Source organism: Curtobacterium sp. S6 (genome assembly GCF_000710345.2).
Lineage (GTDB): Bacteria > Actinomycetota > Actinomycetes > Actinomycetales > Micrococcaceae > Rothia.
In genome coordinates this window covers 1,405,966-1,420,083 of record NZ_JHEL01000015.1, presented here as the reverse complement: position 1 = coordinate 1,420,083, position 14,118 = coordinate 1,405,966, and the positions used below count along the sequence as shown (strand labels likewise).

At 64.4% G+C, this 14,118-nt stretch carries 9 protein-coding genes; 4 read left to right on the top strand and 5 right to left on the bottom strand.

All coding sequences use genetic code 11. The features are described 5' to 3' along the window. Positions 1–88 precede the first annotated feature (88 nt). The 4 genes from CURSPS6_RS08680 (at position 89) to CURSPS6_RS08665 (ending at position 4,638) form a co-directional block, all read left to right on the top strand. Positions 89–640 (top strand): pyrimidine dimer DNA glycosylase/endonuclease V, encoded by a 552-nt coding sequence (locus CURSPS6_RS08680; RefSeq protein WP_030015582.1) that lies wholly within the window; start codon positions 89–91, stop codon positions 638–640. Beyond that, entirely contained in the window at positions 637–2,085 is a 1,449-nt protein-coding gene (locus CURSPS6_RS08675; RefSeq protein WP_030015581.1) for a TIGR01777 family oxidoreductase, read from the top strand. Before CURSPS6_RS08680 ends, CURSPS6_RS08675 begins: the two co-directional genes overlap by 4 nt. Next, on the top strand, positions 2,082–3,167 hold the full coding sequence (rarD, locus tag CURSPS6_RS08670; RefSeq protein WP_235503709.1) for an EamA family transporter RarD: 1,086 nt from the start codon (positions 2,082–2,084) through the stop codon (positions 3,165–3,167). Before CURSPS6_RS08675 ends, rarD begins: the two co-directional genes overlap by 4 nt. 247 nt (positions 3,168–3,414) lie before the next feature. Further along, positions 3,415–4,638: an NRAMP family divalent metal transporter gene (locus CURSPS6_RS08665; protein WP_030015579.1), complete on the top strand. Its 1,224-nt coding sequence runs from the start codon at positions 3,415–3,417 to the stop codon at positions 4,636–4,638. Between the two features lie 423 nt (positions 4,639–5,061). Here the strand turns inward: CURSPS6_RS08665 and CURSPS6_RS08660 are convergent, their stop codons facing one another. The 5 genes from CURSPS6_RS08660 to CURSPS6_RS08640 all read right to left on the bottom strand — a co-directional run bounded on the left by CURSPS6_RS08660 (position 5,062) and on the right by CURSPS6_RS08640 (position 13,951). Beyond that, on the bottom strand, positions 5,062–6,342 hold the full coding sequence (locus CURSPS6_RS08660; protein ID WP_160319783.1) for an MFS transporter: 1,281 nt from the start codon (positions 6,340–6,342) through the stop codon (positions 5,062–5,064). 1,046 nt (positions 6,343–7,388) lie between these two features. Then, on the bottom strand, positions 7,389–8,687 hold the full coding sequence (locus tag CURSPS6_RS08655) for an MFS transporter (protein WP_160319782.1): 1,299 nt from the start codon (positions 8,685–8,687) through the stop codon (positions 7,389–7,391). Between the two features lie 197 nt (positions 8,688–8,884). Continuing rightward, a complete protein-coding gene (locus tag CURSPS6_RS08650; protein ID WP_030015575.1) occupies positions 8,885–10,693 on the bottom strand; it encodes a biotin carboxylase N-terminal domain-containing protein in 1,809 nt (602 codons plus the stop codon). Beyond that, the gene (locus CURSPS6_RS08645; RefSeq protein WP_051687769.1) at positions 10,678–12,354 is read right to left on the bottom strand and encodes a carboxyltransferase domain-containing protein; all 1,677 of its coding nucleotides are present in this window, start codon (positions 12,352–12,354) and stop codon (positions 10,678–10,680) included. The genes CURSPS6_RS08650 and CURSPS6_RS08645 overlap by 16 nt, the downstream gene beginning before the upstream one ends. A gap of 127 nt (positions 12,355–12,481) precedes the next feature. Beyond that, positions 12,482–13,951 carry a hypothetical protein gene (locus CURSPS6_RS08640; protein ID WP_030015572.1) on the bottom strand — a complete coding sequence of 490 codons (1,470 nt, stop codon included), beginning with the start codon at positions 13,949–13,951 and terminating at the stop codon, positions 12,482–12,484. Positions 13,952–14,118: the final 167 nt, after the last annotated feature.

The window sequence follows — 14,118 nt, the reverse complement described above, 5'->3', positions numbered from 1 at the left end:
GCGATGCCCGGTGTGGCGCGGACGAGTAGTGTGGAGCACGCAACTCGGTACGCCGATCCGGGATCTGACGGAGTAAGAGAGGACGCCTGTGAGACTGTGGTCCTTGCACCCGACCTACCTGGACGCTAAGGGGCTCGTGGCGCTCTGGCGCGAGGCGCTGCTCGCCCAAAAGGTCTTGGCCGGTGCCACGCTGGGATACCGAAGGCATCCTCAATTGACGCGGTTCTCGGAGACGGAGCGTCCCCTCGACGCGATAGCCGCTTACCTGCGCGGGGTGCATCGGGAATCGACCGAGAGGGGCTACCGGTTCGACGCCGAGCGCATCGTTCGCGGACCCTTGCTGGCCGGTGAAGCCGAGGCGATGCAGCCCGGTCCCGACGCCGAGCCCGTGCTGATGCCGGACCCGGCCTCCGTGTCCGGCACCGAGGCGGGCACCGCCGGGCTTCCGCTTCTGCCCGTGCCCGACGGTCAGCTTCGTTACGAGGCCGAACTGCTCATTTTCAAGCTGCGCCTGCGTTCGCCCGGGCTCGTGGACCGACTCGAATCGGATCTACGCAATAACCGCTTGCTCACCCATCCGCTGTTTACCCCCGTTCCCGGGCCGATCGCGCCGTGGGAAAGGGTCAGGGAGGATCTATGACCACGTACAGACACCGCGCCCTGCTGGACCACTCGCGGTCCGAGGTGGCGAGCTGGTACGCACGACCCGGCGCCGTCGTGCGGCTCAGCCCTCCCTGGTCCACGCGGGTGATCAGCGGGCCGTCCGACGGGCTCGAGGTGGGCTCCCGCACCGAACTGCGTATGGGGCCGCAGTGGGCGGACGGCCTGCTGCCGGGCGCGCTTCCCGTACGGCCCGGGGCCCGCTGGCTGGCGGAGCACACGGACTTCCGGCCGGGGGAGAGCTTCACCGACGTCATGGTTCGAGGGCCGTTGCGCTCCTGGAAGCATCGCCACGACTTCCTCGACGCCGGGACCGACGGCGCGGAGGTCGCCGACACCGTGGACTATGAGCTGCCCTCGGCCCTGCGGGGCCGCTTCCTTCGGGGCGAGGACCGCCTGGAGGCCGAGCTCGACCGGGTGTTTGCCTACCGGACCGATCAAACTCGCGCGGATCTGGATTTCGCCGCGTCGTTGCGTCGGGTTCCAGGGGCGCCCTCCGGGCCCTTGAAGATCGCGGTGGCCGGTTCGTCGGGCCTGGTGGGGACGCAACTGACGGCCCTCCTGCGCGGGGCCGGCCATCAGGTCTTTCGCTTGGAGCGCCGTACCGGATACAGCGGAGAGCTCGGGGCGGGACGGATCGCCTGGGATCCCACGCAACACCGGCTCGACCCGGCCAAGCTCATCGGCATCGACGCGGTCATCAACCTCGCCGGAGAACCGATTTTTGGGGCCTTCACCGCGAAGCACCGCAGGGCCCTGCTCGAGTCGCGGCTCAACGCGACCGAGACCATCGTCGAGGCGATGCGCGAGGCGGCCGACCGCGGTGGCCCGGGCGCCCTGATCAACGCATCCGCCAGCGGCTACTACGGCCACGACGCCGGCGAGGTCGACGAGGATTCGGCCCCCGGTGAGGATTTCTTGGCCGGCCTGTGCTTCGAGTGGGAAAAGGCGGCGTTGCGCGCGGAGGAGTTTGGCACGCGCGTCGTGACCGTGCGAACCGGCCTGGTCCTGAGCGCCGCCGGTGGGCTCCTCGCGGCGCAACTGCCCCTGTATTTTGGCGGCGCCGGCGGCCCCCTGGGCGGTGGGAACCAGTGGCAACCGTGGATTTCGGTCGACGACATGGCCCAGATATATGCCCTTGCGGCGATATCTCCGCGACTGTCCGGACCCGTCAACGCCGCGGCCCCGAACCCCGTGCGCCAGCGAGACTTTGCCCGGTCGCTGGGCGAGGTCGTGCACCGGCCCAGCCGCCTGCCCACGCCTCGTCAGGCTCCCCGGCTTCTGTTGGGCCGCCAGGCCACGGAAGAGCTCGCGTTGAGCTCGGCGGCCATGGTGCCGCGCGTCTTAACCGATGCCGGATACGTTTTTCGATTCCCGGAGCTCGACGGCGCGCTCCGCCACACGTTAGGAAGGACGGTCGCATGACCAAGACCCCCGGATCCGCTTCGTTCATGGGGGATCACGCGGAAGGCGCGGAGGGTGCGGGGGCCGCATCGTCCTCCGCCGCGTCCGAGCCCGCGGCCGTCACCGGCGCACTGCCCGAGGTCATTGCCCCGGACGAACCGACGCGAGCTGTCCGCCCGGGAGGATCGCTCAGAACGGGCTTCATCCTCGCGTTCATTTCCTATGGGCTCTGGGGTTTCCTGCCGCTCTACTTTGCGGCGATCACGCCCACCGGTGCCTTCGAGATCCTGGGCTGGAGGATCATCTTCTCGTTGGTTCTCTGCCTGATCCTGGTGACGGTGACGCGCACCTGGAAGCGGATCCTCGCGACGTTCACCAATCGTCGGGTCGTGCTGACCCTGGGGTTGGCCGGCGGAATCGTGTCGATCAACTGGTTGGTGTACATCATCGCGACCACCACCGGACACGTCCTGGAGGCCTCCCTGGGGTACTTCATCAACCCGGTCGCGACGATCGTTTTGGGCGTTCTGGTCTTCCACGAGAAGCTACGCAAGCTGCAATGGCTGGCCGTGGGCGTGAGCCTGATCGCGATCATCTTCTTGTCGGTCGAGTACGGCTCGGTCCCGTGGATCTCGTTGATCATCGCGGGCACCTTCGCCCTCTACGGCCTGGTGAAGAAGAACGTGGGTGGACGCGTCGACTCGCTGACCGGACTCACCTTCGAGACGGCGTGGCTGTTCATCCCGGCGATCATCGTGCAGGTCTTGGTTCAGGTGATCGGTGGTGGGTTGGCCTTCGGTCACATTGGTGGCCTCAAGACGGCGTTGCTGGTCGGCACCGGCGTGATCACGCTGGTGCCCTTGCTGACCTTCGCCGGCGCCGCGTCTCGTCTGCCGCTGTCCTATGTCGGGATGGTGCAGTACTTCAACCCGATCATGCAGTTCCTGGTCGGGTTCCTGTTGCTCGGGGAGCACATGTCGACCGGCCGCTGGATCGGGTTCGGCATCGTCTGGGTCGCGATCCTGATCCTCATCGTGGACGCCGTCCGCGCGGCCCGTTCCTACCGTTTGGCGTTGCGTGCTTCCCGTCGGGCGGCCGGATAGCCGCCGGTCGCGGCGTCGTGCGCCGTCCCGCGCGGGCGACGCCGTTGTCCGCCGGCCCCTGCCCGGCCCGCGGTGTGCTCTGCGGCACTAACTCTCTGGTACGATTTCGTGCCTGGTGTACTCGCACCCTCGTCGCTACTCGCCCTGAGAGGCCCACATGACACAGCACAACGATTCCCTGGAAAACCCCAGGGTGCCCTGGAGCGACGCGGCCTCCGAGGCCGACGGCTCGCGGCCGCAGACCGCGATGGGTGACGTCGTCACCAAGCAGAAGTTGCCCAAGGTCGAGTCGAAACGATCGATCCTGCTGGGCGCGCTTTTCCTCATGGCCACCTCGGCCATTGGCCCGGGATTCATCACCCAGACCGCCACGTTTACCGTGCAGATGGGTGCGGCCTTCGCCTTCGCGATCTTCTTGTCGATCGTCGTCGACGTCGCGGTCCAGCTGAACGTGTGGCGCGTGATCGGCATCAGTGGCCTGCGCGCCGGGGAGCTCGGCAATAAGATCCTGCCCGGCGTCGGCGTGGTGTTGGGCATCTTTGTGGTGTTCGGTGGATTCGTCTTCAACGTCGGCAACGTGGCCGGCGGAGGCCTGGGAATCAACGCCATGACCGGTCTGGACGCCAAATGGGGCGGGATCCTGACCTCCGTGCTGGCGATCTTGGTCTTCCTGTCCAAGAAGGCCGGCGTGGCCCTGGACAAGATCGTGGTGGTTCTCGGTGTCCTCATGATCCTGATTACCGGGTACGTCGCGGTGGTCTCCGGGCCTCCGGTGATGGACGCCTTCCGCCAGACCGTCCTCCCCGACAACGTGGACATGGTGGTCGTGACCACGCTCATCGGCGGAACCGTCGGCGGGTACATCACCTACGCCGGCGCGCACCGCATGATCGACGCGGGCGTCTCCGGGGTCGACGACGTCAAGTCCATTTCCGGGGCCTCGATCACCTCGATCGTGGTGACCGGCGTGATGCGGTACCTGTTGTTCCTGGCGATCCTGGGCGTCGTCGCCGGGGGTGTGGCCCTGACGAGCTCGAACCTGGCCGCGGAGGCGTTCCAGCACGCGGCGGGAGACATCGGCTTGCGACTGTTCGGCGTGATCCTGTGGGCCGCGTCGATCTCCTCGGTGATCGGTGCCGCGTATACCTCGGTCTCGTTCATGACCACCCGCAACACCAAAACCTGGATCCGCAATCTGCTGACGATCATCATGATCGTGCTGTCGACCATCGTGTTCATGGGCCTGGGCAAGCCCCCGGCGACGCTGCTGGTCATCGCGGGAACCATCAACGGCCTGATCCTGCCGTTGGGCTTCACCGTGATTCTGATCGTCGCGATTTTCCGCCGGGATCTTCTGCAGGGGTACAAGTACCCGAAGTGGCTGATTGTCGCCGGCGTCTTCGTCTGGTTGCTGACGCTGTACTTCGGGGTGAATGCGATTCAGGGCCTCGCGAAGCTCTGGAACGGCTAATCGACGTCCCAAGACAGCCGTTGCGAGCTGCTTCACGTCAGGGGTTGTGGTGAAGAGTAACTACACATTGGTCGGTTTCATCGTGGGCCTTGCGGTCTCCGCCGCGTTGTTGATTCTTCTCATGCCGGCCGTGTTCGATGGTTCATCACCCGTGCAATCGTGGTTGCTGTGGGTTCTCGGGGGGATCGCGGTGGCTTCGGCCACCGGCCTGGTCCGGGTGCGCCGATCCCGAGGATCATAGCGACCCACCCGTGGGCGACAAAGCGTCGGTAGATCCTTGGCGGATCTGCCGACGCTTTGCGTTGTGATCGATGAAATCCCGCGGACGCGGATTAGCCCGCGCCCGTTAGCTCGCCGGCTCGATCCGGCCCAGCGACTGCCCGGTTGTCCGAGCGTGGACTGCAGGCGCATTCGTCATCCTGGTCAGGGGCGATGGTCTGGTGCAGTGATGTCTTGTAGACGGGGTAGTTCCCGAACCGGCGAGGCTGTTAGCACCCACGCCGCGGACGTGGCGACACCGATGGCGGCCACTGCAAGGACAGGCCCTGTGGGCAGGTAGAGCGCCAAGACGCCGGCCAGTGCGGCCCCTGCCGGGTCGATGCCCCAAGTAAGGATCCGGCTAGCTGAGGAAAAGCTACCGAGGTTTCGCTCGGGGACCAGAACCTGTTTGAGGGTTTCCGTACCCGTCATGTTGACCATGACGCAGGCTGCCCAAAAGCCGAGGGAGAGGCCGAGGAGCGCGACGTTGAGAAGGGGTTCCCGAGGCGCGACGAAGAGCATGCCTAAACCTGCGAGAGCAGGCAGGGTAAATGTAGTCGTGAGAACGGTGATCGGCCGGAACAGGCTCCACAATCTCGGTGCGACGCTCGTCGCAAGGAGCCCAATGGTGCCCCCGAGGGTACCCGCGGCCCCAATCTCTACCGGAGACATAGCTCCGGACCGGAGAGCGTGCGTGACGTATACGGCTTGGATCGCGGACGTGAAGAGGTTGAAATGGGCGATGGATAGGTTAACCGGCCACATGACGCGGTGACGGTAAAGCTGTTGGAACCCGACGCCGAGGGAACGGACGTACCCAACCACGGTGATCCGTTCGATGGGGGTGGGCGCCGGCTCACGAATACGCCACACCGCTATGGCGGAGGCAACGTAGGTGAAGGCGTCAGCAATAAATAGAGCGACGGGTGAGAGGACTTGAAGAATGATTCCTGCCGCCGCGCCTGCGCCAATATCTCCGGCCGAGCGAATGCCCGCGACCCAGGTATTCGCGGCGGAGAGCTTCGAACGGTGGACGATACCGGGCAATAGAGCCGAGAAGGCGCTGTCGTAGAGGCCGGTCATCCCGGAGACGAGGGCTACTGCGATAAGCAGAACATAAAGGGACAGGTTTTGCGTCATCAGCAACAGCGCCACACCCGTAAGTACGAGTGAGCGTATCAGGGACAGGGTGGACATGAACCAGGTCCGTCGGCCTCTGTCGGTCCACGGCCCGAGCAAGCCCAGAAAAACCAATGTGCCTACACCGGCTGCGGTATTGATCCAGGCCACCTCTGTTGCAGAAGCATGGAGGTATTCCAATGCCACGATGGGCGTGGCGAATAAGGTTAACTGGCTTCCGAAGAACGAGACGGTCTCGCTACACCATAGTCGCGTAAAGTCGCGGTCCCATAGCACCGCAGTTCGTCGGGGATTACCGTCGCTCACGCTGTTACCTCTGACTCCGCGTCCGATAATAATTTTCTAAGGATAAATAGTGAAGAGTTCGTTGATGTTTTAATTTCCGAATCTGCATCACGAGAAAAAGAGGCCTCGGTGAATAACTGTCGTACAACGACAGTAAAAACTTTGGTGGACACATAAGGTTACCCATGTTTGCTCAATGTTCTAAAGTCCAGCCAGCCAGTACGAGGTAGCTCGATGGGTATGTTGGAACGGAAGCGTGGCCGTACTCGCCCAATAACCAGTCTCCGAAGAGTTTGGTCAAGCCATTGTGTCTGTGCGCCAAATGCTGCATCTGTCTGACTTTTGATGAGGATGGTGAGATCGCTGTAGGCGATAGAACACCCCGATAGGTGACTGTGTCGCTTAAGCCATTTAATTCATGGTTCGTTTCGGATGGCCAACAATGAAGTAGATCCGCTACCTGTGCTAATTGGGAATATGGTGCCGTTATGGCGAGATTAGACTTCTCTGAGGTGAGGGCGAATGGTCCATGGCTAGTGATTGCCCGCGCCGGATTGAGCGAAAGTGTCATGTCTTCCTTCCAATGGATCGTGTGCTTCATTGCGCACTGTCAACCAGAGGATGGCGATCTCGGGGCCAGACCGCCAAAGGAGATAATACAGATCTGAATTAAACTCCACAAGAGGGGCGCTGTTGGCCTTTCTCTGCGTGGACTGTCTTCGTTGGGTCGCCGTGGGCGTGCTGGAGCATCTCTGTGCTGTCGACATCCCCGAGTCAATGGGTCACGTCGGGGCTGCGGGTGACAATACGGCGATGGAGAGAGTTTTCGGCCACGTTACGTAGGAGGGGTCTGGGCCGTCGCGGATGGCCCAATTGGGGTGGGGGTAGTTTATGGCCGTGACCATAACCTCGGTAGGGCGGATGTGGCATCCGTACCGGGGATGGATCCGGTTATGTTGGTTGACGCTGGTGGAGCCGGAAGCAGTTGCCGAGTCGCCTGCAGTCACAGCGTGGTACATCGAGTATCACGTGTCCTTGTCTCAACCCACTGGCGGAGCATCTCAGGGCTAGCTAGTGGGTTCGTTTGCCTTGATCCGAAGCAGGAAAGGGCCGAGAATAAGCAACACTGCCAATTCTCCGACAGCAGATACCCAGATCGCCGTCGTTGTGGACGTCGCCTCTGCAAGACCCGAGACGAGCAGTGCACCCAGCGGCAGGCTGCTCATGATGGCGACACGAGCGCTCGCGTTCACCCGGCCGAGAAGCGCGAGCGGGGTGAGGCGCTGGCGTAGCGTCACCAGGGAGATGTTCATGACGGGAGAGCCGTAGCCAACGAATAATTGGCCGACGGTGAGACACACCATCGGACGGTTGGAGAAGACGGCAAGAGCCACCAGTACGGTTCCGAGTCCCGTGCTCAAGAGACCAACGGCAACGCAGGTTCCTTCATGGAAAAAATTGGCCCAGCAACGAAACGTAAGAGCGCCGACCAAAGCGCCTATGCCCGCGACCGCGACGGTTATTCCGAAAACCGAAGAATCGAGCCCAAGGGAGCGCGTGACAAACAGAACGAAAAGAGCGCTGACGCCTGCGGCAAAGATATTTACCATCGCCCCGGCGAGCACGACAAGACGAATCTGCGACGACTTCCATACGAGCGATAGGCCCGTACGCAGCTCCGTGATGAATGAGATTCGTTTGTGTCCGATCATCGAATCGGAGTTGACCGGCCGCACTCGGAATCGGGACGGCAAAACCAATAATGCTGAAAATGCGATAAGGAACGTGATTGACGTAATTGACACTACAAATTCGGGGCGGTAAATAGTCGCAAGAAGTCCGCCCATGAGTGGGCCGATGAGCTGAGCCGCTGAGCGAAAGAACTCTAGACCGCTGTTTGCCTTACCGAGCGCGTCGGCCGCGACCAACTCGGGGACATACGTCTGATATGCAATATCGAAAAATACATTGCATATACCAACACCAAAGGCCACGAGAAGTAGTGCACTCAAATTCAGTGTGTTGCTCACTGCCAGTATCGGAATCACAGAAATTAACGCTGCTCGGACAATGTTGCAGATTGCCATAATCAGCCAGCGACTGGATCTATCGATTATCGTACCTGCAAAAAGTCCGAAGATTACAATAGGAAACCATGAAATTGCGCTAAGTATACCGAGAATTAATTCGTCCGCATGTAACGCCAGAACGGCGATCAAGGGAATCATCACCGTCGATATCTGGGCACCGAGGAGAGATAAGGACTCTCCTGCTAAGACGACCTTAAATTGTGTAGGAAGCCCGTCGCGTTTCTCACGGGCTGATGAAGGATCTGGGCCCGAAGTCTGCCCTACCGAAGCGCCCATCCCTGCCTCCCTCATCCTCCGTGTCCTGACGAACTCTCTGGCTAGCCGATCATGTGCATCCGCCCGGATGGCTGGGGACGCGTAGGCCCAGCGCGTCTCACGTGCGGTCGCAGTGCGATACCTCGAACGTCACGAATTCTTGCATCAACCCCGTTGTGATCGGTGAAAGCCCGCGGACGTGGATTAGCCCGCGCCCGTTAGCTCGCCGGCTCGATCCGGCCCAGCGACTGCCCGGCGGTGAGCTTCTGGCCTGGCTCGACGTCGCCCCGGCGCAGCACTCCGGCAGCGTCGGCCTCCAGGGGCATTTCGGTCTTCATGGCCTCCAACACGGCCACGACCTCGCCCTGCTCCACGTCCGCGCCGTCCTCGGTGACCCAACGGACGAGCGAGCCGTTCAACGGTGCCGTGAGCTGGACCTCGCCCGATGACTCCTCAGTCGAACCCTGCGACGCCGCAGCCTCACCGGAGAACGCCACGCCGCCGAGACCGCGAGCCAGGCCCGCACCGATGGCGGCCAACGCGTCGGCAGGGAAACGCACCTTGGTCAGGCGTCCCTCGACCTCGACCCCGGCCGTCACGGAACCTTCCGCCTCGCCTCCGGGCTCGCCGAAGAGCGTGCGGTCCGCGTATTCGGGGGCGCGATAACCGCCGTCGGCCTCTAAAGAAGGCGTCAGAACATCTTCGATCCACGTGGTGTACACGCGGAAGGGATCTCCCGTGAAGTCTGGGTTCTCCAGGACGGCGCGGTGGAACGGCAGGGTGGTGGCGACGCCGGTCAGGGTCATTTCCGCCAGAGCCCGGCGCGCGCGCCGCAGGGCGGCCTCGCGGGTCGGCCCGGTCACGATGAGCTTGGCGAGCAGGGAATCGAAGTCACCGGCCACCGGGGAACCCGCGACCACGCCCGCATCCCACCGGATGCCGGGCCCGCTCGGCACCGTCAGCGTCTTCACGGACCCACCGGCGGGCAGGAAACCACGCCCCGGATCCTCGGCGTTGATGCGGAATTCGATCGAGTGTCCATGTGGACGAAGCGGGCTTTCCAGCGGGAGTTTCTCACCGGCGGCGACGTCGAGCTGAAGGCCCACGAGGTCCACACCGAAGGTTTCCTCCGTGACGGGGTGCTCGACCTGGATGCGGGTGTTGACCTCCAGGAAGGAGATCAGGCCGTCCGATCCCACCAGGAACTCGACGGTCCCGGCGTTGACGTACCCGGCCTCCCGGAAGATCGCGCCCGAGGCTTCCTCGATGTGGCGGAGCTGGTCATCGGTCAGAAACGGAGCGGGGGATTCCTCGACGAGCTTCTGATTGCGGCGCTGCAAAGAGCAATCGCGCGTGCCGATCACCGCGACACCGCCGTGCGAGTCCGCGATGACCTGAGCCTCCACGTGGCGCGGGCGCTCGAGGAAGCGCTCGACGAAGCACTCGCTGCGACCGAAGGCCCCCTTGGCTTCACGGGCGGCGGCCTCGAAGGCGGACTCGACCTCGTCGAGGTCCCGAACCACGCGCATTCCGCGCCCGCCTCCGCCGTGGGCGGCCTTGATGATGATCGGCAGGCCGTGCTCCTCGGCGAAGTCCCGGGCCTGGCCGGCGTCTTCCAGAGGGCCATCCGTGCCGGGCGCGAGCGGGGCACCGGCGGCCGTAGCGATGGCGCGGGCCTGAATCTTGTCGCCCAAGGCCTCGATGGTCTCCGGCGACGGGCCGATCCACGTCAGGCCGGCCTCGGTCACTGCCCTGGCGAAATCCGCCGACTCCGCCAGGAACCCGTACCCGGGGTGCACGTCCGTCGCACCGGAGCGTCGGGCGATCTCCAGGAGCTTGTCGATGTTCAGGTAAGTCTCCGCGGGGGAGTTGCCTTCCAGGGCGTATGCCTCGTCGGCGAGGTGCACGTGGAGGGAATCGACGTCGGAATCGGCGTAGACGGCGACGGTGCCGATTCCACGTTCCGCGCAGGCGTGGATCACGCGGACGGCGATCTCCGAACGGTTGGCGATCAGGACTTTGCGCATGTGGTGTTCTCCGTGGTGGTCGTGTGTTGTCCGGCGGGGGACTCTGGGCTGTCGAGGAGCAGGCGGATCGCGGTCCCCGGTGGCGCCTGGGCCAGCAGGCGCAGATGCTCGGGTTCCACGACGCCGATCACGGGATATCCGCCGGTGACGGGATGATCGGCCATGAAAATCACCGGGTTTCCGTTGGGCGGAACCTGGATCGACCCGGCGACGATGCCCTCGCTGGGTAACTCCCGGTCCTGGGCCTCTTGGGTCCGGATGAGGGGCGATTCCTCCTCGGAATCGTCCCGCGGCGCGAGCCGGACGCCGACGCGGTTGCTCTCCTGGGTGACCTGCCAGGTGAAGCCTGCCATCGCGTCGAGGGATTCCGGGGTGAACCAGCCGGAACGTGGGCCGGGAGAAACCGGGATGTCGTTCACGGCCTCCGTCTCGGGCAGTGGCACGGACGGAAGCTCCGGCACCACGGCGTGGTGCGGTTGTGGTCCGAGGCGCACCGCGCTGCCGCGGGTCAACGAGGGCGGCCCGAGGCGGGCAAGGGTGTCCGTGGCCGCGCTGCCGAGCACCGGGGCCACCTCGAATCCGCCGCGCGCAGCCACGTACACCCGGAGACCCCGGGAGGTTGGGCCGATCGAGAGGCGTTCCCCGGCCAGCATCGCGAAGGGCCGGTCGTTCGGGATGCGGCGCGCGGTCTCGCCCGCGACGCTGACCTCGGCGCGGGCCCCGGTCACGGCGAGCACGGTGTCCTTCAGCGCGGTCAGGGCCAGACCGCCCGCGGTGTTCTCGAGGACGCTCGCGGCGGCCTCGTTGCCCACCAGACGATTGGCGGAGCGCGCGGCCTCCGGGTCGGCCCACCCGGACGGGCTGACGCCCCAGTCGATGTGGCCGCTTCGCCCCGCGTCCTGGACGATGGTCGAGAGGCCCGGAGCGTCGATGCGCAAGGCCGCGTCCTCGCCGGGTTCGGGCGGCGCGGCGGGTCGGGATTCTTGTAATTCCACGGTTTCGCGCGTGGGCGAGAAGCGGACGTGTGTCCCGGGCGTGATGATGGCGGGAACCTCGCGGTCGAGGTCCCAAACGGGGGTATCGGTGGTGCCGATCAGCTGCCAACCGCCGGGAGAATCGCTGGGGTAGACCGCCGAGAAGTCACCGGCCAAGGCCACGGACCCCGCCGGAACCTTGGTGCGAGGGCTCGCCCGCCGGGGAACGGTCAGCGACGCTTCGGGGCGGGCGTCCGCCGGCACGAGGTACGCGAACCCGGGGGAGAACCCGGAAAAAGCGGCCGTCCACTCCTGGTGGGCGTGCCGGTCGATGACCGCCTCGGGGGTAATGCCCAGATGCTCGGCGACGTCCTCGAGGTCTTCGCCCCGGTACAGGACGGGGATCTCCACGGTGCCGGATTCGGTCGCGGCGTCGGCCTCCCCGCGCAGCGTGCGAAGGGCCTCCGCGGCCTCATGGGCCGCCCGCCGCGTCAGGCGGGATCTGAAGCGGACCAGGACGGTCGTCGCGGCCGGGATGAGCTCGAGCTGGTTCGGCAGGGGCGCCTTGAGTAACGCCGCGTGCAAGGCCAGGACATCGCCGATGTCGGGGCATTGGACGAGCATCGCCGATCGTCCCACCGCATGTGTGGTTCTCTGACGGGCCGCACCGGCCGTGTCCTGGGTCATGAGGGTCTCTCCATTTGTCCCATCGTAGTGTCCCGCGCCGGTGGCGACGTGCACCCCAACGAGAACCGAGCGACCCGAAATTCTCGGATCGCTCGGTTCTCTGACTCTGCTCGGGAACTACCGAGGGTCAGTGATACTCGATCTTCCATGCGGTGTCGGCGTGGGTCGTGGAAACCTGGACCAAGACCGTTTGGTCGTCCTTGACCGCTTCCGGGAAGTCCAGGGTGGCCTTCTTGCCCTCTTCGACGTTCTCGTGGAACACGGAATCTCCCTTGAGGTTATAGGCCTCTACCTGGACGCTCTCGTCGCCGAGGTTCGTGAACGAGCCGGTCTTCTTCGGGCCTTGGTAGGCGAAGGCCACGGTTCCGGTGGATCCCAGGGTCTTATCGCCCTTCGACTGGACCGCGTTGGAGTCGTAGACCTTCATCTCCCATTTGCCGTCGCCTTCCACGGTGAGCGCCTTGGGGTTTCCGTAAATGCCCATCTGGTCCAACCAGCTGGAGCCGACGCTCGAATCGATGTCGTTGGCGTAGAGGCCACCGCGCTCACCCTTGTCGTCGACGCCCCAGATCGCGAAGTTGGATTCTCCCTCGTACCAGTAATCCACGTAGTAGATCTTGTCGTCGGCGAGCTTGTCGGTCTTGACGGTCTGATCCCCGGAGCCGGAGAACTCGACCACCGGGGTGGCGTCGTTGGCGGGGATGTTCTTTTGCTCGGGCTTGGTCCCGCTCGGGCCCTGACCGCTGGCCGAGGCCTGGGCCGAAGCGCTCTCAGAAGACCCTCCGGACGCGTCCGAATCGCTCGATGAGCTGGCCGCCGAAGAGTTCGACGCCGCCTGCGAGGTTTCCGAATCGTCCTTGTGTCCGCCGATGACCCCCGTCAGGGCCAGGACCAGCAGGACGATGAGGACCAGCAGCACGGCGCCGATGATCGACAGGATTCCGGCCGCACTCGTGAAGAAATTCTTTTTCTTCGGCGGCTGGTTCCATTGATTTCCCTGCTGACCATTCGGGGCGTATTGCCCGGCATACTGGTGGCCCTGCTGATTATTCTGGGGTGACTCACCCCACGCCTGCTGGGGATATTGCTGAGTTTCGGGGGATCCCGAATTCTCGGCGCCGCGCTGAAATTCATTTCCTGAGCCGGGCCTCGGGTCGTGGCCCTGACCGTGATTCGGGCCGGGGCCGGCCTGAGAGGAGCCGCCGCTCGCACCGGCGGCCGCGCCAGCGGCGCCCGCGTCGCCATGTTCACCCTCGGGGGAGACCCCCTCGGTCGATGAACCGGGGGCTGCCGATGCCCCGGCCCCCGACGCCGCGCTGGAACCTCCGCCCGTTGAGCGGTCGTCCCCGGTCGCCGGCTGGTCCTGGGCAAACGATTGCGAGCCTGCCTGGCCCGTGGGGGAAGAGCCGGGTTCCTCGGGCACCACCGAGGGGTCCTCGGGCCGATCCGAGGCGACGGGGTTGCCCTGCTGATCGACCCAGAACGGCCAACCCTGCGGAGCAGGGCCCCACTGCGGATCCGGGCGCCAGCCGCGGTCCGGCCTCCAGCCTTCGGGCGGTTTCGGCCAATTTGGCGGTGGATTAAAGCGGAGGCCCATGGGAATTCCTTCGTCAAGGTCTGTGGTTAACAATTTCTATATTGTCAGAATATTCTGCCTTGGTTCCCATAGTGCGCCAAGATATATCGGGGTATTTAGCAAGAATTCTCAATTCTGAGATGAACTGCGCCATCCCGGAGCGCCCCGCTGCCGGCCGGGTTTGGCCC